Genomic DNA, 17924 nt, shown 5'->3' with positions numbered 1-17924 from the left:
ATGAGCGAGGAAGCATGAGCGAGCACACCATGCGTGCCGTCACGGTCAGGGAATTCGGCGGCCCCGAGGTCCTGACCGCCGAGCGGGTGGCCCGCCCCGAACCCCTGCCGACCGAGGTACTGGTGCGTGTCCACGCCGCCGGGATCAACCCGGTGGACTGGAAGACCCGCGCGGGTCAGGGCATGGCGGGACTGCAGACGCTGCCGCTGATCCTGGGCTGGGACGTCTCCGGCGTCGTGGAGGAGGTCGGCTTCGGCGTCACCACCCTCGCGCCCGGTGACGAGGTCTACGCGATGCCCTGGTTCCCGCGCCCCGCGGGTGCGTACGCCGAGTACGTCACGGCGCCCTCCCGCCACTTCGCCCGCAAGCCGGCCTCGATCGGTCACGTCGAGGCCGCGGCCCTGCCCCTCGCGGCGCTCACCGCGTGGCAGGCCCTGGTCGACACCGCCGGCGTGCGGCCCGGGCAGCGCGTACTCGTACACGCGGCGGCCGGCGGCGTCGGGCACCTGGCCGTGCAGTTCGCCAAGCACCTCGGCGCCGAGGTCGTGGCGACCGCTCGCGAACCCCGCCACGCCTGGCTGAAGGAACTGGGCGCGGACCAGACGATCGACTACACGCAGCAGCGGTTCGAGGACGTGACGGGCGGCATCGACGTCGTCATCGATCTGATCGGGGACCAGGACGACAACGCGACACGTTCGGTGTCGGTGACCCGTCCCGGCGGCCTCGTCATCGCGGTTCCCGGCGGCGTCTCGGAGCGCCTCGCCACCGTGGCCGGCCAGGCCGGGGTGCGCACCAGCCCCTTCCTGGTGGAGCCGGACTCCCCGGCCCTGACCGTGATCGCCGGGCTGGTCGATTCCGGCGGGGTCCGCGTCGAGGTGGAGCGCTCCTTCGCGCTGGAGGAGGCCGCCGAGGCCCACCGTCTCGGCGAGACCAACCGCACTCGCGGCAAGCTCGTCCTCACCGTCACCGACTGACTCCCCCAGCCTCCGGGCAGACGGGCCGCCGGATGCCTGCTCATGCGCCTGGGCAGGCATCCGGGGGGCTCGGCGCCTGCTCGGCCCCGGGGCGGGTATACGGGATCGAGTGAAACCTCTCCCCCTCAAGCCCCCGCCGTCGGACTCCCCGCCCGCACTCAAGAAGGCCCTGACCACCCCGCTGCTCTACTTCTTCATCCTGGGCGACGTCCTCGGAGCGGGCGTGTACGTCCTGGTGGGCCAAGTCGCCGCGGAATCCGGCGGCGCTGTGTGGGCCCCCCTGCTCGCCGCCCTGTGCCTGGCTCTGCTCACGGCCGCCTCCTACGCGGAGCTGGTCACCAAATATCCGCGTGCGGGCGGCGCTTCGCATTACGCCACCCTGGCGTACGGGCCCTTCCTCGGCTTCCTGGCCGGGTTCTGCATGCTCGCCGCCGGCGTCGTGTCGGTGGCCGCCCTCGCCCGAGGGTTCGGCGGCGACTACCTGTCCGAGTTCGTCACGCTCCCCGTAGTGCTGGTGACGATCGTCTTCCTCGCCGCCCTGGCTCTGCTGAACGCGCGAGGCATCAGCGAGTCGACCCGGGCCAACGTCGTCGCCACGGTCATCGAGGTCAGCGGGCTGCTCCTGGTCATCGGGCTCGGCGCCTGGATCGTGCTGCGCGGCGACGGAGACACCGCGAGGCTCACGGACCTGGGCACCTCGCGTGAAGGGCCCGTGGCAGCCCTGCTGAGCGGCGCGGTGCTCGCCTACTACTCCTTCGTCGGCTTCGAGACGTCCGTCAACGTGGCCGAAGAGACCCTCGACCCCCGTCGCTCGTATCCCCGAGCGCTCTTCGGCGCACTGGTCACCGCCGGCGCGGTGTACGCACTGGTCGGAGCGGCCGCCGCGGCATCGGTACCGACCGAAAAGCTGACGGAATCCAGCGGGCCGCTCCTCGAAGTCGTCCGGGCGGCGGGAGGAGTCCCGACGGAACTCTTCAGCGCCATCGCCCTCGTGGCCGTAGCGAACGGAGCCCTGCTGACGGGCATCATGTCCTCACGACTGGCCTACGGCATGGCACGGGACGGTCTGCTGCCCCGCTTCCTGACCAAGGTCCTTCCCGGCCGGCGCACCCCGTGGGCCGCCATCGCCGCCACCACGGCGCTTTCTCTGCTCCTCGCGCTGACCGGCGATGTGTCCACGCTGGCTTCCACGCTGGTCCTCCTGCTTCTGGTGGTCTTCTTCCTCGTCAACACCGCACTTCTCGTACTGCGCCGGGATGCGGTCACCCGGGAGCACTTCCGGGCACCGACCCTCGTCCCCGTCCTCGGAGCCCTGTCCTGCGTCGTCCTCGCCACCCAGATCGGACGCGATGTGTGGCTGCGAGGACTGCTCGTCCTGGCCGTCGGCGCGGTGCTGGGCGCGGTCGCCGCCGTACGGTCGCGGCGGACCCCTTGACCCGGCCCCGGGGCACCTGACCGTGCCGTCGTCCCGGAGGCCCTGGGGGAGGAGACCGCTCGACGCGCCGGGCGCCGTGACCGATGTCAGCGTTTCGGCAATCGGTGCAGCGTGACTCCGCCCACCGCTCCATCCCCGACGACGAGAGTCATGTAAGTGCAGTACGGCTGCCGTCTGCGGTCCGTCGGCGACCCCGGGTTGAGGAGGCGCAGGCCACCCGGCGCCTCCGCGTCCCAGGGAATATGGCTGTGGCCGAAGACCAGGACATCCAGATCGGGAAAGCGGTCGGCGCACCGGGCCTCCCTCCCCCGTGCGCTTCCGGTCTCGTGCACGACGCCGAACCGCAGGCCGCCCAGCTCCGCCCGAGCCACCTCGGGCAGCCGCTCTCTCAGCTCCGGGCCGTCGTTGTTGCCGAACACGCCGATCAGCCGCCGTGCCCGTCCTTCCAGCAGGTCGAGCGTGGCGGTGTCGACCCAGTCCCCCGCGTGGATCACGACATCGGCCGCCTCCACCGCCTGCAGCAACGGGGCCGGGAGGCTCTTGGCTCGTACCGGCAGGTGAGTGTCGGAGACGAGGAGCAACCGCGTGGACTCATCCGCCGGAGCACGCTTGATCATGTCAGCGATGTACCCCGCGCTGCCTGTTTCGACGCCTCACCGGTGCGAGCGCGGGTCGCGCCCCGAGCCGCAGATCTCCATTGCCGCAGCGGTTTCGGCCGACCCGTGAATCGGGCGGAAACGACAGTCACATGAGTGGGTTCCCGTGATGCCTCCGAACCTGCGGACTCGCCCTCAGGGCGACAGAAGCCTCATCCCGGCCGTGAGTTCGCGCAGGCACCGCACCACGAGGTCCACCGGGGACCCGATCTCGCCGGAGTCCGGGTCCATCGTCGCCCACCTCTCCAGCGCCACACGGATCGCGGCAGTGGCGGCTGCGGCGACCAGCCGGACCTCCAGAGGGTCGGCATCCGGCCCCGCGAGGCGCCCCACCACCGGCAGGAGCTGCTCCTCGGATTCCTGGTTCACCCGGTACCAGACGGCCCGCAGGGCGGGGTCGCTCTGGGCGGACCGCAACAGGTCACGGGTCCAGCGCAGCCCCTCCTCCCCTCCCAGGCCGCCCGATGGTTCGAACGATGCGACCGCCGCGGACTCCAGGGCGCGGGCAAGGTCCACGTCCGGGCCGGTTTCGGCGAGCAGGAGGCGCCAGCGGTCGCCGCCGGACGACAGGAGCGGCCCGATCGCGTCCTGCTTGCTGCGGAAGTACCGGTAGAAGGTGCGCAGCGCGACACCCGCTCGGGCCGCGATCTCCTCCGCGGTCGTACCGTCGGGCCCCTTCTCGGAGAACAGCTCGGCCGCCCCGCGGGCGATGTCCAACTGTGTCGCGATCTTGCGGCGCTCCGTCAGGGAGGCCGGGGCGGAGCGAGAGGTCCGGGGGTGACTCATGAGGAAAGAGTACGTGCCGACGACCATAGGTGGCACAGAATGCAGTAATGACAATTTGTGCCACTAAGGCGTACGGTGGACATGCCGCGCAGGCCAGTCGGCCCGCGCTCCTCACCGGAAGGAAGATCGAAATGAACCGCTTCCAAGGACGCCGCTCACTGATCACCGGCGGCGGCTCGGGCATCGGGCAGGCCACCGTGCTGCGCTTCCTGGCCGAGGGCGGCGAGGTCGTGGCCGCCGACGTGAGCGAGGCAGGTCTCAAGGACACCCGCGCCAAGGCGGGCGCCGACGCGGGCCGGCTGACGACGGTCGTGGTGGACGTGGCTGATGAGACGTCCGTACGGGCAGGTGTCGCCGCCGCCCTCTCGGCCCTCGGCGGGCTGGACGTACTGGTCAACGCGGCCGGCATCCTGCGCTCCTCGCACACCCACGAGACGACCCTCACCGACTTCAACAAGGTGATCGCGGTCAACCTGACGGGCACCTTCCTGATGATCCGCGAAGCGATACCCGCGCTCCTGCGAGGTGATGCCCCGGCCGTGGTCAACTTCAGCTCCACCTCGGCCGTGTTCGCCCACCCCTACATGGCGGCGTACGCGGCCAGCAAGGGCGGCATCCAGTCCATGACGCACGCCCTGGCCTCCGAGTACGGCAAGCAGGGCATCCGTTTCACCGCCGTGCAGCCCGGTTCCATCTCCTCCGGCATGACCGACGCCTCCGGCGAGAGCAAACTGAGCCAGGGCCCCGGCCTGCCCGCGGGCACCGACCTGAGCCTGTTCGCGAAGCTCTCGCCGGCGCTCGGGGAGGGTTTCGCCGGCCCCGAGGCGGTCGCGGGCGTCGTCGCGATGCTGGCCTCCGAGGACGGGAAGTTCATCACCGGCACAGAGGTCCGGATCGACGGCGGGACCCATTTCTGACACCGCTGCGCCCGCCGTGTGCAGCGGATGCCGGAAGCCGGAGAAGTGCGAAGCCGGGTGCGCGCGATTCACCGGTCAACGGGCGGTCACGCCTCGCCCCAGGACTCGGGCGACCTTGGTTTTCACGCGCGCCACCCGGTCCACGCGCGCCGCGCCCCGCCGTTCGACTGGTCACCACCCGAAGATCGAACAAGTCGGCCGGAATAACCCGAAAGAGTTACTCCCCCTCTTGAGGTGGTCAGGGCCATCGGAGCTGGATATCTTCAGCTCTCGGGGAGAGGGGGCCCATGGGGGATTCCTACGTCACGGACATCGCCGGACATCCGGCCTGCGAGGTGCTCCTGGCCGCGTGGCAGAGCCCGGACACCGAACGGCGGCGGGCGCTGGTACGGGACATCGACGTCCCCGGTCCGATCGCCCTGCGCAGCCGCTACCGGACACTGCTGGACCCCGAGGCCCCCTCGGGCCCGTGGAATCCGGACCTGACACCCGAAGCCTGGGTGCGGCAACTGCGGCTCGAAACCGAGGGCGACAACTCCGCGCGGTCGGGTGCGCCCACCGCGGCACTGGCCGCGTTCCGGGCCCTCCTCGAGGAGGAGACCGGAAGCGGGCCCCAACTGGCCACGGTGCACGCCCACATCGGGCTCGGCAAGATCGCCATGAACCGGAACGACATCGAGGCAGCCTCCGAGCACATCGAGAGGGCCACGGTGGTGGCCGATGAGTCGATGTACCGCTTCGGCCGTGCGCAAGCGCTGGTCGTCAGGGGGTACCTGTCCCTGTGGCACCATTCCGCGGAACTCGCCCTGGACCAGTTCCGGGAGGCGGCGGAGATCGCCACCGCCCTCGATGACCCGGTGTTCGGGGGCAACGCGCTGCTCGGCGCGGCAGAGTGTGCCGAGCGGCTCGGCGAGCTCGACCGTATGGAGCAGCTCGGCAGGGATGCCTACGCCGCGTTCGTGGCTGTCGGGTCGGCCCAGGGCCAGGGGAACGCGGCCCAACGGCTGGCCGGCTGGCTGCACCGCCGCGGAAAGCACTCGGACGCCTGGGACTGGCTCGACCTCGCGTTGGCGGCCTTCCAGGAGGAGGGCGATCCGAACGGGCTGGTCAACGTGCACTCGTTGCGCGGTGACCTGCACCTGGACAACCGCCGGTTCGACGAGGCGGCGGAGGCGTACGACGCGGCACGGGAACTCGCCTTGTCAGCGGGGCTGTCCCGGGCGCAGGCCCACGCCGCGCAGGATCTGGGCAGAACGGCGCGGGGCCGGGGAAACTGGGCCGAGGCGGTGGAGTTGTTCACCGAGTCCCTGGAGCGGTACCGGGGAATCGGTGATCTGCTGGGCATGTCCAATGCCATGGGCAAACTGGCCGAAGCACAAGAGGAGTGCGGCTCCCCGGAGGACGCGTTACGGACCTGGCGCGAGGCCGTCGTGGAGGTCGAGTCCTACCGCGCCGACCACCAGGAGGAACGCTTCCAGGAGGAGTACCGACGCCGCTTCCGGGACGTGTACGGGAAATCGCTGTCGGCGGCGGAGAAGCACCACTCGCCCCGGACATTCGCCGTGGTGGCCGACTTCCTGGCCGGCCGCCGGCTGGCGGGCCTGCTGGAGGCGAACAGCACCGCCATGGCCGGCAACCAACTGGACCGGCTCCAGGAACTGCTGGCCAGGGCGGACCGCGGACTGCTCGCGCACCGCAGAAGCACCCGTGCCGATGAGGAGCGCTTCGGTGACGAGCGCCGGGAGCACCGAATACGCCGCCTGGGCGCGTTCGAGGCCCGGCAGGGGGCCGAGCCCCGGGCGGGCAAGTCGCTGGACGACCTGCTGGCAGCCGTGTACCTCCCACCGGCCGACGAGGGCGGAGCGCTCCTTGAGTCCCTGCCCGACGGGTGCCACACGCTCCAGCTCCTCCTCGACCCCGTCGACGAGGAGCTGGTGCGCTGGTCGTGGAGCGCCCCGGAGGGCCACCCCTCCATGGGCAGCTTTCGGCTGGCACCGGCCGCACTGGATTTGCTGTCCGTACTCAGGTCCGGAGACCGGACCACGGAACGTCAGGCATTGACGGCAGTCGATCTGCGCCCGCTGTCCGCACTGCTCCCGCCGCCTCTGATCACGGCACTCGTGGCCTCGGGGCCGCATGACCTGCTGATCGTCCCGGCCGGTGAGCTGTGGCGGGTGCCGTGGGGTGCGCTTCCCCTGGAGGACGACCTCGTCCTGGGCGAGGTCGCACGTTTCGTGATCTGTCCCTCGCTGACGATCCAGCGCCAACTGGCCACGCGGCACGGCCACACGCCCCACCCGCGATCGCCGGTGGATGTCGACGTGTGGCGCAGCCCGCTCGTGAAACGTCATCCATTGGATCTGTTCCAGGACCGCCGGTGGAGTCCGCGTCGCCTGTCCTCGGCGGCCGAGGCCCGCGGCGCGATCTACAACGGGCGGGAGCTGATGGTGCTGACCGGGCACGGCAGACCCGACACCGAAGCGGGCCACTACCTCGAACTCGACACGGACGAGTGGCTCCTGCCCGCTGACCTTCTCGGCCGACGCCCACCTCGGCGACTCGCTCTGATCGCCTGCTGGGGCAGTGCCTACCCCGGCCGCTCCCCCAGCGACCCGATCAGCGTCGCCACGCTCGCGCTGGCCGGAGGCTCCGACGAAGTGCTGGCCACGGTGGGTGAGCTGGGCGACTCCGCTCCGGCCACCACGTACGTGGAGATGGTGCTGGACAGCCTCCCGGAGAACACCATGGCGGCGGCCGTGCACCAGGCCACCCGTCAGTTCCTCGCGCGCCGGGAGTACCGCTCGCTCGCCCTGCACCACTGGGCGCCTCTGATTCCCATCGGTACGCACAGACCCTGCGGAGGTCAGCGGTGACACCCCGCGCACATCGGAACCTGAAGTACGAGCTCGACGAGCCGCTGGCCTACAGGTGGACGAAAGCCGCCTTCACCATGTGCGTCGGGGACGACCCGGAACTGAGAGCGGTCGTGAAGAGCTCCGGCGGGATCACGCGAGCGGTCGTCAGCGGCGCCTGCCCGCGTTGTCTGGGGGACATCTCCGGTGAGGAGATTCTGACCGCGGCCGGCGAGTCGGGCGTGCTCGGCGATGACACGGCGGGGACCCCGGACCCGTACACCCGTATCAACGTGACGTGCGACTGCGAGCGCGCGCACAAGAACCGGCCCGCCGGCGTGACGACGGGCTGCGGCATCACCTTCACCATCGAAGTGTTCCGGGACGACATCGCATGACGCCCCCGTCGCGATACCGCGAGCCGGCCTCTCCCCTGAGCGAGCGCGAACTCGCGGAGGACGCGGCATGGCGCGAGTACGCGGAGGACTCGCTCACCCGGGCCCGGGCCAGCGCGGAACAGTGGCGCACCGGACTGGGGCTGCTGGTCACCGTCATGGCCGCCGGGCTCATGCTGGGCGGGCCCGGCAGGATGGCGGACCTGAGCCCCGTCTGGCGCGGTGTCGTCACCGGCGTACTGGGCTTCGGCTTCACCGTGGCGCTCTTCGGCCTGTGGGCCGCGTCGCGCGCGTCCGCGATGGGTGGTTCGGGACCGGTCGACCGGGACCGGATGCGCAGACGCTACGGGTCCCTGGTCCATTACAAGGCCGCTGCCGCGGCGAGGTGTTGGGCCGATGTCCGCAGGGCCAGGATCGCGCTGCTCATCTCCCTGCCCGTGGTCGTCACCATGACGCTGACGTCCTGGTGGCTTCCGCGCGACGCCCCGAGCGGGAACGGGGACGCGCGGCCCCGGGTGCTCGTCGTGACGCCCCGAGCCGTCCTCTGCGGCGAGCTGACCAGCGGTGCGAAGACCATCACCCTCGTCTCGGACACGTCCGGTACCCCGCGCCGGGTGCCGACCGCCGACGTCGTATCCCTGACAGTCGTCGACTCCTGCCCGCCTTGAGCACACACCGCATGGCGTGACTCAGTGACCATGCACCCGGAAACGGCGAGAGAGAGGAAGCACGGTGAGCGGACCGAGCAGAGCCGCGTACGAGCGGAGCGAACTGGACTGGAACCGGCTGCGGCGCTACGCGGAAACGGTGGCCCGGGAAACCCGCGCCCCGCGCGGGACCCGCCAGGTCGTCGAACGGTCGGAGCGAACCCGCCATGTCAGCAGCGGGCTGTTCGGCATGTTCACACGGCAGGAAACCTACACCGTCGACGTCCCACGGACAGAGACCGACGACTTCTGGGTTCTGCAGTCCCGGTCCTGGCACAAGAAGGAGCGCGGACAAGGCAATCAGCCGGATGAGGATCTGACCGCGTTGTACGACTACTGCCTCACCGTGAAGGGCGGCCTGGTGGTCAGGTTGACCTCGGAGACGGACTGTTTCTTCAAAGGAGCGCTGACGTTCTCGGACAGGACAACGTCCGAGCAACCGATGACCGGCGACGACGTGATGCTCTTCGACTTCGAAGCCGAAAGGTACTACCGGGAGAAGGGAAGGTTCACGATCGAGACCGACCGCGACCCCGACCGCAACCGCCTCAAGCACCACGCGAAGGGCGTCGGCCTCTCCGTAGCCCTGAAGCGCCTGCACCAGAGCTGAGCACGACACCGGCCGGTCAGGGGGTGGCCGGACGTGGACCCGCCACCTCCTCCGTCACGGGCAGGCACTCGGAAAGCAGGCCGACGACGTCGCGCCAGGCTCGCTGTGCGTGCCGTGGGTGGTAGCCGACGCCGGGGCGCACGGTGTGGTCGACCGATGGATGGTGGAAGGCGTGAAGGGCGCCGCCGTAGACCGCGAGGCGCCAGTCGACGCCCGCGGCCTGCATCTCGGCGGTGAACGCGTCCCGCTGCGCGGGGGGCATGATCGGGTCTTCCGATCCGACCCCGGCCCACACCGGGCAGCGGATGCGCGCCGCCTCGCCCGGCCGGCCCGTGGTCAGTGCGTTGACTGTCGCGATCGCGCGCAGGTCGACACCGTCGCGCCCGAGTTCCAGCCCGATGGCGCCCCCGGTGCCGTAGCCGACGGCGGCGATCCGGTCGGGGTCGGTCCGCGGTTCGGCGCGCAGCACGTCGAGCGCCGCATGGCCGATGCCCCGCATCCGGTCGGGGTCGGCGAGCAGCGGCATGCAGCGGGCCAGCATCTCCTCGGGGTCACCCAGATAGCGCCCGCCGTGAAGGTCGAAGGCCAGCGCTACGTATCCCAGCTCGGCGAGAGCATCGGCCCGGCGTCGCTCGACGTCGCTGAGCCCCGTGCCCTCCGGTCCGAGCAGCACCGCGGGCCGGCGGTCGACACCGGCCGGAAGTGCGAGGTGCCCGATCATCGTCAGACCGTCGGCCGGGTACTCGACCGTGCGCGTGGTGATCGTCGTCATGAGACGGGACTGTAGTGCTGGTCGAGCCCGGTCGGGCCGGGGTTCACCGCCGGCGGAACAGCGCGGCTCTCCCTCCGCATGCGGCGATGGCTTACAAGCACCGTCGGAGGCCCCGTTCCCGCGGCAGCGTTGTCGGATCACCTGCCCAGGCCACGGTGGTGGAGGCTGACCCTGGCCGGCGGATACCGGCCCGGCCCCTGAAGGGGCGTCACCAGCTCGGCACCGCAAGGTTCAGGCGGTCGAAGTGATCGCTTGGGTGACGGCCTTGATCGCCGGGGCGGGGTCACCGCAGAGGCGTGCCACGAGCACACGGCGGATCTCGGGGGGTGCGCCGTCGACGTGCAGCAGGCTCACCCCGGGCGGCAGCACCGGGGAGAGCCGAGCGGGCACCGTGGTCACGCCGAAGCCGCCGGCGACCAGCTGGAGTTTCGTCAGCCAGTCGCGTGCGGAGTGGATGACGCGCGGCCGTCCCGGCAGGCCGGGCCAGACGCCGAGCAGCGGCTCGGAGCTTGATGACGGGGTGGCGATCCATGGCGCGTGGACCAGCTCGTCGACGTGCACCGTGGTCCGTCCGGCGAAGTTGCCGTTCGAAGGCACCGCCACGGCCAGTTCGGTGTCCGTGACGGTCTCGAGGTGCAGGCGCGGCGAGTCGCCGTCGAACGGCCGGTGGGGTGGGCGGGACGTCAGTACGGCGAGGTCGAGCGAGCCCGCGCGCAGCGCCCGGATCAGGACGGGCGTGGTGCCCTCGCGGGTGGTGACCGTGATCTGCGGGTCGGTCGCCGCGAGGTGCGCGAGTGCGGCGGGCAGGATTACCGAGCCCGCGCTCTGGACTGCCCCGAGCCGTACCGGTTCGGTCCGCGGGACGGTGCCGGCGAGCTCACGTTCGGCCGCTGCGAGGGAGGCGAGGACCGTGTGGGCGTGGCGCAGCAGGGTCAAGCCGGACGGAGTGAGCCGTACCCCGTCCGGGCGGCGTTCGAACAGGGTGGTGCCGACGCTGCGTTCGAGGGCTGCGGCCTGGCGTGAGACGGCCGACTGCGTGTATCCGAGTCGGGCAGCTGCCGCGGTGAAGCTCCCGGACTCGGCGATCTGCCGCAGAACCCGTAGCCCCGCGCTGGAGATGTCCATGCGGGATAGGCATACCACAGATGCCAGACCCTCGCTTCCCGCATGCCTCTCCCGCTCCTAGTGTTGGTCTCAGGAGCCCGGACGAACACGGAGGTCATCAGTGCGAGCAGCAGTTCTGACGCGGTTCGGCGCCCCACTCGCGGTGCGGGAGGTACCGGACCCCGAGGCCGGGGGCGGTGAGGTGGTGGTCGAGGTCCTCGCCGCCGGCGTGGCGCCCTACGCGGCCGAAGTCTTCAGCGGCAAACGGAAGTACCCCCTTGTCCCTCCTGTCGTGCCTGGGGTCGGCGCGGTGGGGCGGATCGTCCACGTCGGCCCTGACGCCACCTGTCTGCGGGTCGGCGACCTGGTGTGGTGCGACTCGACGGTGCGCTCGCGGGACGATGCTCTGACGCCCGACATCACGCTCCAGGGCTGGAGTTCGCGGGGCGAGGGAGGCGCGCGGCTCGCCGAGCACATGCACGACGGCGCGTTCGCCGAGCTCATGCGGGTACCGACGGAGAACGTCTATCCGCTGCCCGCCGCGGCCGGGGAGGATCCGGCCCGCTGGGCGGCGCTCACCGTGCACACCATCTCCTACGGCGGGCTGCTGGCAGGCGGGTTCGCGGCCGGCGAGACGCTGCTCGTCAGCGGGGCCACCGGCAACCTGGGCAGCAGCGCCGTCGCGGTCGCGCTCGCGATGGGCGCGGGCCGCGTGGTCGCCCCCGGCCGCGACAAGGCCGCGCTCGGCCTTCTGACCGACCGGTTCGGTCCGCGTCTGCGCCCGGTCCCGCTGACCGGGGACGAGGCCACCGACCGCGCGGCGATGTCCGCGGCAGCCGACGGCCCGATCGACATGGTGATCGACCTGCTCCCGCCGAGCGCACCCAGTTCGGCCGCGCGCGCGGCGGCCATGACCGTGCGCGAGTACGGCCGCGTCGTCCTCATGGGCGGCGTCGGCATGCTCGGTGGCGACGACCTCGCACTCCCGTACCCATGGATCATGCGCAACTCGATCACCGTGCGCGGGCAGTGGATGTACCCGCGCACAGCCAATGTCGGCATCATCCGGCTCCTGGCCTCGGGCACGCTGGACCTCGCCCCCGAACGCGTCCGGTCGTTCGGCCTCGATGCCGTCAACGAGGCCATCACGTACGCCGCCGCGCACGGTGGCCCGTTCGACCGCACCAGTCTCACCCCCATCAGCTGAGTGACACGGCCCATGATCCCCACCACCTACGAGCCGCCGCCCTCATCGGGGTGACCCCGTTTCGGGCCGCTCGTACTGGTCGTGGGTGGCAGTCCGAGGTGCGGATCGTGGATCGTCCGGCAGGGCGGTTCTGCCGATGAGTTCACGGTCCTCGAACGGTCTACCCAGCGACACGACCGTTCTCGACAGGAGTGCCATGTCCACCATCCAGCCAGTGATCATCACTGCCGACCACGACGTCCTGGTCGGCTTCTATACGAAATTGTTCGGCGCCGAGGAGATCTTCCGGCGACCCGCGGAAGGCCCGGCCTTCTACCTCGGCCTGCGCATCGGCGACAGCGACCTCGGCCTGGTGGCCAAGTCGGCCCCGGGGGCCGGGGCGGCACCGCGGATCCTGCTCAGCATCGGTGTCGATGACGTCGACGAGACGCTCGCCCGGGTGACGGCGCTGGGCGGCACGGTCAGCGGCGGCCCCACCGACATGCCGTGGGGACAGCGCGTCGCCCACATCCGAGACCCCGACGGCAACCCGGTGAACCTCACCCACCCGATCCCGGCTCAGTGACGCCGGTCCGGCATCGGGCACGCAGTGGCTCCAGCTTGCCCCTCACGCCAGTGTCCGCGCCCAGCACAGGGCGGATCTGCCGGGTGATGGCCGGGTGATGGCCGGACCGTCGGTCTGCCGCACGGCGGTCAGGGCTTGACCAGCCGCTCTTCCTGCACAGCCGACCACCCAGCACGCTGAGTGGTCGGCTACTGCACTGTCGGCCTGGATGCGGTCGATGACGTGCCACGCCCACTCGTCGAGGTTGAGGATGCGTGACGCGAGGCCCTGCGGATGCAGCGGCACCCGGGGAACGCTCACCGGCGGCTCGAGCAGATGGGGGGCCACGCCGGCAGTGAGGGCGTGGAAGGCCGCGTTGGCCGAGACGAGGTCACCGTGCCCTTCGACGACCACCGCCGGGTCCGGCAGGTGGCCGTCCAGGACCCGTTCGAGGGCGGTGCGAATCGGTTCGCGTTCAGGGGCGCCCAGGCGGGTCTGCGGGTAGGCCGGGGCGAATCCGGCCGCGAGGAGCAGGGCATCGCGCTCGCGGATCGGCACCTCCAGGGATTCGGCCAGCCGGATGATCACTGACCATCGAAGGATGACCGCGACGACCGCACCGCCCTCGGTGGAGCGCGGCTACCACCTCACCCAGGAGGCGGCATCGACGGCCTCTCGCGGCGCACCCCGCACACCACGCACACACGGCCGGCGTGCTGCCTTCGACTGAGCAGAGCATGGCGACGTTCGAGGTATCGGCCTCCGGCCCGCGCCCGGGCCGGAGGCACAGCCGCTTCGAGAGCCTCCCCCGGCTGCCGCTCTTCCACAGTCCATGCCGCAAGGGTTGCCGCCATGACGACGGCAACCCTCTTGCGTGATCAGCGATGTTCTCGTCAGGAGAGGACGGCGGCAGCAGACCGTGTCAGGACGACAGGGTCCAGCGCTGGTTGCTGCCGTTGGAGCATGAGTAGAGCTGGAGCTGGGTGCCGTTGACGGTGCCGGCTCCCGCGGCGTCGAGGCACAGTCCGGACTGGACCCCGACTATGGACCCGTCGGAGTTGAGACGCCACTTCTGGTTGTCGCCGCCCCAGCAGCTGTAGATCTGGATCTTGGCGCCGTTGCCGCTGCCGGCGGCGTCCAGGCACTTGTTGCCGTAGACCCGCAGCTCACCGGCGGAGGTGTGTTCCCACTTCTGGTTGTCGGCACTGTGACAGTCGTACAGCTGGACCGCAGTGCCGTCCGCGGTGCCGGAGTTGGGCACGTCCACACAGCGGCCCGAACCGATGCCCTTGAGCTGTCCGCTCTGGCCGCCGTCGTCGCCGCCGTCGTCGCCGCCGCCGGGCGAGCCGCTGTTGAGTGCGTTGAGGACGGCGGTGTAGGCGGACTTCTTGCTGCCGTCGTTGTTGAACAGCAGCGGCGTGTCCCCTGATCGCCAGGAGTCGCTGTCGCGCACCCCCCAGACGGTCATGCCGAGGCAACGCGAGACGGCCAGGCAGTCGTTGACCACATTGGCGTACGTCGTGGCCGAGGCACCCTGGATGTCGAGTTCGGTGATGGCCACGTCGACACCGAGGGCGGCGAAGCTCTGCAGCGTGGTGCGGAAGTTGCTGTTGTAGGGGCTGCCGCTGTTGAAGTGCGACTGGAAGCCGACGCAGTCGATCGGCACGCCGCGCTGCTTGAAGTCCCGGACCATGTTGTACATGGCCTGGGTCTTGGCCCAGGTCCAGTTCTCGACGTTGTAGTCGTTGTAGCAGAGCTTGGCGGCGGGATCGGCGGCGCGCGCGGTTCGGAAGGCGACCTCGATCCAGTCGTTGCCGCTGCGCTGCAGGTTCGAGTCGCGCCGGGCTCCCGAATTGCCGTCGGCGAAGGCCTCGTTCACGACGTCCCACTGGGCGATCTTGCCCTTGTAGTGGCCCATCACGCCGTTGATGTGGTCGGTCATCGCCTGGCGCAGACTGCTGCCGCTGAGGCTCTGCATCCAACCGGGCTGCTGGGAGTACCAGGCCAGGGTGTGACCGCGTACCTGCTTGCCGTTCTGCACGGCCCAGTTGTAGACGCGGTCGGCGCTGCTGAAGTTGAACTGGCCCCGCTGCGGCTCGGTGGCGTCGATCTTCATCTCGTTCTCGGCCGTCACCATGTTGAACTCACGGCCCGCGATCGTCGTGTACGCCGAGTCGCCGAGCCTGCCCGAGGCGATGGCGGTACCGAAGTAGCGGCCGCTCTGCGCCGCCGCGGCGCCGAGCGTGGTCTCGGCGGCGTGTGCGTTCGACGGTGCGACCAGTGCGGCGGACGCACCCAGGACGCCGACGAGCAGCGCCGGCAGCAGCGCGCGGAGCGGTCGGCTGAGAGCGGATCTCGGAAGGGCGTAGGAGCCCATGGCTGTGCCTCCAGAATAGGTATGCGCGAAAGGACGGAATCGCGGCGGGCTGCGTCGTACGCACTCATTCGGACGACGAAGGAACAGGCCGGCGCGCGCCGATCTGTCATGCGGCCGTACACGGATCTGCCGGGCGGCGCCCATCGCTCGGAGCCGACGTCGTGGGACCTCCCTCACCCATGTCCGTATCTAAGCCGGGATGATTGAGGTTTTGACAGTGGATCGTCAATACCTCTCACAGAAAATGTTTCCGTTCATTGCTCGAAATATTTCGAACCGTAGTCGCGCCCACGGACAGGCTCCCGGCATGACCTTCGGAATTCGGCCAAGGCCCGTTAACCGGCGAAAACCCCATGACTTGGCCCCATGCCGCGCCCGTCAGAGAGGGGTCGGTTACAGACAGATCTGCCACACACCTTGACGGGGAGCGCTCACATTCCTAGCTTGTGGCGTCACGTGGACGAAGCTATTGCGAAATATTTCGCGACTGCTTCCTCCTGCACCGCGGCCCGCCGGGTCACCCCACCCGGCCCCTCCCAGGAGGTCCTTCGATGTGGTTTCGCCATGCGTTCCGGGTCAGTCCAGGACGCCTGCTCGCCCTCCTCGCGCCCTTGTTACTCGTGGCCGGCTTCCTCGGCGCCCAGCCCGCCGACGCCGCGACCGTCGATCCCCAAGCCTCGTACGTGCTGGTCAACCGCAACAGCGGCAAGGCCCTGGATGTCTACAACATGGCGACCGACGACGGCGCCCGCATCACCCAGTGGACCCGGAACGATCAGAACCAGCAGCAGTGGCAGTTCATCGATTCCGGGGACGGCTACTACCGCGTCAAGTCCGTCCACTCGGGCAAGGTGCTGGACGTCTACAACTGGTCCACCGCGAACGGCGGCTCGATCGTCCAGTGGACCGATCTGAACGCCACCAACCAGCAGTGGCGGCTGGCCGACAGCTCGGACGGCTACGTCAGGCTCATCTCGCGGCACAGCGGCAAGGCCCTCGAAGTACAGGGCGCGTCCACCGCCGACGGCGGGAACGTCGTCCAGTACGACGACTGGGGCGGCACCAACCAGCAGTGGAAGCTGGTCAAGGTCGGCGGCGGCGATGTCCCTGGCGCGTGCGACCTGCCGTCGGGCTACCGCTGGACGTCGACGGGCGCACTGGCGCAGCCCAAGCAGGGATGGGCTTCGCTCAAGGACTTCACGGTCGTCCCCTACAACGGCAAGCAGCTCGTCTATGCGACGACGCACGACATGGGGACGAGTTGGGGGTCGATGAACTTCGGCCTGTTCACCAACTGGTCGGACATGGCATCGGCATCCCAGAACACGATGTCATCCGCGACCGTCGCCCCCACGCTCTTCTACTTCGCACCGAAGAACATCTGGGTGCTCACCTACCAGTGGGGCGGAACCGCCTTCTCCTACCGGACGTCGAGCGACCCCACCAACCCGAATGGCTGGTCGGCCCCGCAGGTGCTCTTCTCCGGGAGCATCAGTGGCTCCGGAACCGGACCCATCGATCAGACGGTCATCGGTGACGGGACGAACATGTACCTGTTCTTCGCCGGTGACAACGGCAAGATCTACCGGGCCGCCATGCCGATCGGGAACTTCCCGGGCAGCTTCGGGACGTCATCCACGGTGGTCATGAGCGATACGACGAACAACCTGTTCGAAGCCCCGCAGGTCTACAAGCTGCAGGGGCAGAACCGGTACCTCATGATCGTCGAGGCGATCGGCTCGGCGGGCCGCTACTTCCGCTCGTTCACGGCCACCAGCCTGAACGGGTCGTGGACACCTCAGGCCGCGACCGAGAGCAATCCGTTCGCCGGCAAGGCCAACAGTGGCGCCACCTGGACCAACGACATCAGCCACGGCGAACTGATCCGTACCGGCCCCGATCAGACCATGACCGTCGATCCCTGCAATCTGCAGTTGCTCTACCAGGGCCGCAGCCCCGGTTCCGGCGGCGATTACGGCCTCCTGCCCTACCGTCCGGGCCTGCTGACACTGCAGCACTGACGGGGTGGAAGGCGGGTCCGCTGCCTGGCTGCGTGCTGATGAGCGCGGCAGGTCGTGGAGTCAGAGGTACTCGCTGAGGCCCCGCCGTCGACGGCGGGGCCTCAGCCTCGCCCTGCCAGGACCGGCACCGCAGGAAGGCAGCCCGACGGCCGACGAATATAATCGGCCCCATGTCGAAGCCTGACGCGCTGCTTGTAGACGTTGCCGCCCTGGTGGAGTCCGGGCGCAGCAATCAGATGCCTCTGACCGTGGTCGCCGGTGGTGCTGTGATCACCGGCCGGCTGGCACCCGAAGCCGTCTGGAGGCAACGGGTGTCGGAGGTCTTGGCGGACTCGGCCCGCCTGACCGGCTTTTCCGCCATGTTCACCAGTGCGGCACCCGGCGAAGGGCCGCCGACGCATCTGCACTTCCACGTGGCTCGGATTCTGCAGGGCACGGTGGGGATTCCGGAGACGGGCGGGATGTACAGGGTGGCGATCGAGGACGTCAGCGCCTGGACCATGGGCGACTTCAGCTACTCCGACCACTGACCCCTGCCGGGCACGACGTCGATGGGGCTCCGCT

18 protein-coding genes are annotated in these 17924 nt (G+C 69.9%); 12 read left to right on the top strand and 6 right to left on the bottom strand.

Going from position 1 to position 17924, the window contains the following annotated elements; all coding sequences use genetic code 11:
• Positions 1-14 precede the first annotated feature (14 nt).
• Complete coding sequence (locus tag ACFYPA_RS33015) at positions 15-977, top strand: NADP-dependent oxidoreductase (RefSeq protein ID WP_359085348.1); 963 nt, start codon at positions 15-17, stop codon at positions 975-977.
• A gap of 109 nt (positions 978-1086) precedes the next feature.
• On the top strand, positions 1087-2412 hold the full coding sequence (locus ACFYPA_RS33010) for an APC family permease (protein ID WP_359085349.1): 1326 nt from the start codon (positions 1087-1089) through the stop codon (positions 2410-2412).
• Positions 2413-2498: 86 nt separating this feature from the next.
• Here the strand turns inward: ACFYPA_RS33010 and ACFYPA_RS33005 are convergent, their stop codons facing one another.
• On the bottom strand, positions 2499-3029 hold the full coding sequence (locus tag ACFYPA_RS33005) for a metallophosphoesterase (protein ID WP_359085350.1): 531 nt from the start codon (positions 3027-3029) through the stop codon (positions 2499-2501).
• Between the two features lie 174 nt (positions 3030-3203).
• On the bottom strand, positions 3204-3854 hold the full coding sequence (locus ACFYPA_RS33000; protein WP_359085351.1) for a TetR family transcriptional regulator: 651 nt from the start codon (positions 3852-3854) through the stop codon (positions 3204-3206).
• A gap of 131 nt (positions 3855-3985) precedes the next feature.
• Here ACFYPA_RS33000 and ACFYPA_RS32995 point away from each other — a divergent pair, with 131 nt between their 5' ends.
• The 5 genes from ACFYPA_RS32995 (at position 3986) to ACFYPA_RS32975 (ending at position 9335) form a co-directional block, all read left to right on the top strand.
• Positions 3986-4771 carry an SDR family NAD(P)-dependent oxidoreductase gene (locus ACFYPA_RS32995; protein ID WP_359085352.1) on the top strand — a complete coding sequence of 262 codons (786 nt, stop codon included), beginning with the start codon at positions 3986-3988 and terminating at the stop codon, positions 4769-4771.
• A 287-nt stretch (positions 4772-5058) separates the two neighbouring features.
• The gene (locus ACFYPA_RS32990) at positions 5059-7644 is read left to right on the top strand and encodes a tetratricopeptide repeat protein (RefSeq protein WP_359085353.1); all 2586 of its coding nucleotides are present in this window, start codon (positions 5059-5061) and stop codon (positions 7642-7644) included.
• Positions 7641-8021, top strand: coding sequence for a hypothetical protein (locus ACFYPA_RS32985; protein ID WP_359085354.1), 381 nt, complete (start codon positions 7641-7643; stop codon positions 8019-8021). Before ACFYPA_RS32990 ends, ACFYPA_RS32985 begins: the two co-directional genes overlap by 4 nt.
• Positions 8018-8686 (top strand): hypothetical protein, encoded by a 669-nt coding sequence (locus ACFYPA_RS32980; RefSeq protein ID WP_359085355.1) that lies wholly within the window; start codon positions 8018-8020, stop codon positions 8684-8686. The genes ACFYPA_RS32985 and ACFYPA_RS32980 overlap by 4 nt, the downstream gene beginning before the upstream one ends.
• A 64-nt stretch (positions 8687-8750) precedes the next feature.
• Positions 8751-9335, top strand: a complete 585-nt coding sequence (locus ACFYPA_RS32975) for a hypothetical protein (RefSeq protein ID WP_359085356.1) — start codon at positions 8751-8753, stop codon at positions 9333-9335.
• Between the two features lie 16 nt (positions 9336-9351).
• Here the strand turns inward: ACFYPA_RS32975 and ACFYPA_RS32970 are convergent, their stop codons facing one another.
• Both ACFYPA_RS32970 and ACFYPA_RS32965 read right to left on the bottom strand, forming a co-directional pair.
• Positions 9352-10107: a dienelactone hydrolase family protein gene (locus ACFYPA_RS32970; RefSeq protein WP_359085357.1), complete on the bottom strand. Its 756-nt coding sequence runs from the start codon at positions 10105-10107 to the stop codon at positions 9352-9354.
• A gap of 231 nt (positions 10108-10338) precedes the next feature.
• Positions 10339-11232, bottom strand: a complete 894-nt coding sequence (locus ACFYPA_RS32965; RefSeq protein ID WP_359317297.1) for a LysR family transcriptional regulator — start codon at positions 11230-11232, stop codon at positions 10339-10341.
• Between the two features lie 100 nt (positions 11233-11332).
• Here ACFYPA_RS32965 and ACFYPA_RS32960 point away from each other — a divergent pair, with 100 nt between their 5' ends.
• Together ACFYPA_RS32960 and ACFYPA_RS32955 are read left to right on the top strand one after the other, a co-directional pair.
• Complete coding sequence (locus ACFYPA_RS32960) at positions 11333-12418, top strand: alcohol dehydrogenase catalytic domain-containing protein (protein ID WP_359085359.1); 1086 nt, start codon at positions 11333-11335, stop codon at positions 12416-12418.
• 196 nt (positions 12419-12614) lie between these two features.
• Positions 12615-12983 (top strand): VOC family protein, encoded by a 369-nt coding sequence (locus ACFYPA_RS32955; RefSeq protein WP_359317300.1) that lies wholly within the window; start codon positions 12615-12617, stop codon positions 12981-12983.
• Positions 12984-13025: 42 nt separating this feature from the next.
• Here ACFYPA_RS32955 and ACFYPA_RS32950 read toward each other — a convergent pair whose 3' ends face one another.
• Positions 13026-13550 (bottom strand): hypothetical protein, encoded by a 525-nt coding sequence (locus ACFYPA_RS32950; RefSeq protein WP_359317303.1) that lies wholly within the window; start codon positions 13548-13550, stop codon positions 13026-13028.
• A gap of 13 nt (positions 13551-13563) precedes the next feature.
• Between ACFYPA_RS32950 and ACFYPA_RS32945 the strand changes: the two genes are divergently transcribed.
• Positions 13564-13692: a hypothetical protein gene (locus ACFYPA_RS32945; protein WP_359317305.1), complete on the top strand. Its 129-nt coding sequence runs from the start codon at positions 13564-13566 to the stop codon at positions 13690-13692.
• 192 nt (positions 13693-13884) lie between these two features.
• Here the strand turns inward: ACFYPA_RS32945 and ACFYPA_RS32940 are convergent, their stop codons facing one another.
• Positions 13885-15339, bottom strand: a complete 1455-nt coding sequence (locus tag ACFYPA_RS32940) for an endo-1,4-beta-xylanase (RefSeq protein WP_359317307.1) — start codon at positions 15337-15339, stop codon at positions 13885-13887.
• A gap of 551 nt (positions 15340-15890) precedes the next feature.
• On the opposite strand from ACFYPA_RS32940, the gene ACFYPA_RS32935 reads away from it, so the two are divergent.
• Both ACFYPA_RS32935 and ACFYPA_RS32930 read left to right on the top strand, forming a co-directional pair.
• Positions 15891-17360 carry a non-reducing end alpha-L-arabinofuranosidase family hydrolase gene (locus ACFYPA_RS32935; RefSeq protein WP_359085363.1) on the top strand — a complete coding sequence of 490 codons (1470 nt, stop codon included), beginning with the start codon at positions 15891-15893 and terminating at the stop codon, positions 17358-17360.
• 170 nt (positions 17361-17530) lie between these two features.
• On the top strand, positions 17531-17890 hold the full coding sequence (locus ACFYPA_RS32930; RefSeq protein WP_359085364.1) for a hypothetical protein: 360 nt from the start codon (positions 17531-17533) through the stop codon (positions 17888-17890).
• Positions 17891-17924 lie beyond the last annotated feature (34 nt).

The organism is Streptomyces sp. NPDC005775, assembly GCF_042871565.1.
Taxonomy (GTDB): Bacteria; Actinomycetota; Actinomycetes; order Streptomycetales; family Streptomycetaceae; genus Streptomyces.
Note: the sequence above shows the minus strand (reverse complement) of the source record. Positions and strands in the feature narration are given on the sequence as shown.

Excerpts from the sequence above, each read along its gene's own strand:
- ACFYPA_RS32955 (WP_359317300.1), top strand. The coding sequence starts at position 12,615 with ATGTCCACCATCCAGCCAGTGATCATCACTGCCGACCACGACGTCCTG.
- ACFYPA_RS33015 (WP_359085348.1), top strand. The coding sequence starts at position 15 with ATGAGCGAGCACACCATGCGTGCCGTCACGGTCAGGGAATTCGGCGGC.
- ACFYPA_RS32935 (WP_359085363.1), top strand. The coding sequence starts at position 15,891 with ATGTGGTTTCGCCATGCGTTCCGGGTCAGTCCAGGACGCCTGCTCGCC.
- ACFYPA_RS32990 (WP_359085353.1), top strand. The coding sequence starts at position 5,059 with ATGGGGGATTCCTACGTCACGGACATCGCCGGACATCCGGCCTGCGAG.
- ACFYPA_RS32940 (WP_359317307.1), bottom strand. The coding sequence starts at position 15,339 with ATGGGCTCCTACGCCCTTCCGAGATCCGCTCTCAGCCGACCGCTCCGC.
- ACFYPA_RS32980 (WP_359085355.1), top strand. The coding sequence starts at position 8,018 with ATGACGCCCCCGTCGCGATACCGCGAGCCGGCCTCTCCCCTGAGCGAG.
- ACFYPA_RS32945 (WP_359317305.1), top strand. The coding sequence starts at position 13,564 with ATGACCGCGACGACCGCACCGCCCTCGGTGGAGCGCGGCTACCACCTC.
- ACFYPA_RS32965 (WP_359317297.1), bottom strand. The coding sequence starts at position 11,232 with ATGGACATCTCCAGCGCGGGGCTACGGGTTCTGCGGCAGATCGCCGAG.
- ACFYPA_RS32995 (WP_359085352.1), top strand. The coding sequence starts at position 3,986 with ATGAACCGCTTCCAAGGACGCCGCTCACTGATCACCGGCGGCGGCTCG.
- ACFYPA_RS32930 (WP_359085364.1), top strand. The coding sequence starts at position 17,531 with ATGTCGAAGCCTGACGCGCTGCTTGTAGACGTTGCCGCCCTGGTGGAG.
- ACFYPA_RS32970 (WP_359085357.1), bottom strand. The coding sequence starts at position 10,107 with ATGACGACGATCACCACGCGCACGGTCGAGTACCCGGCCGACGGTCTG.
- ACFYPA_RS33005 (WP_359085350.1), bottom strand. The coding sequence starts at position 3,029 with ATGATCAAGCGTGCTCCGGCGGATGAGTCCACGCGGTTGCTCCTCGTC.
- ACFYPA_RS33000 (WP_359085351.1), bottom strand. The coding sequence starts at position 3,854 with ATGAGTCACCCCCGGACCTCTCGCTCCGCCCCGGCCTCCCTGACGGAG.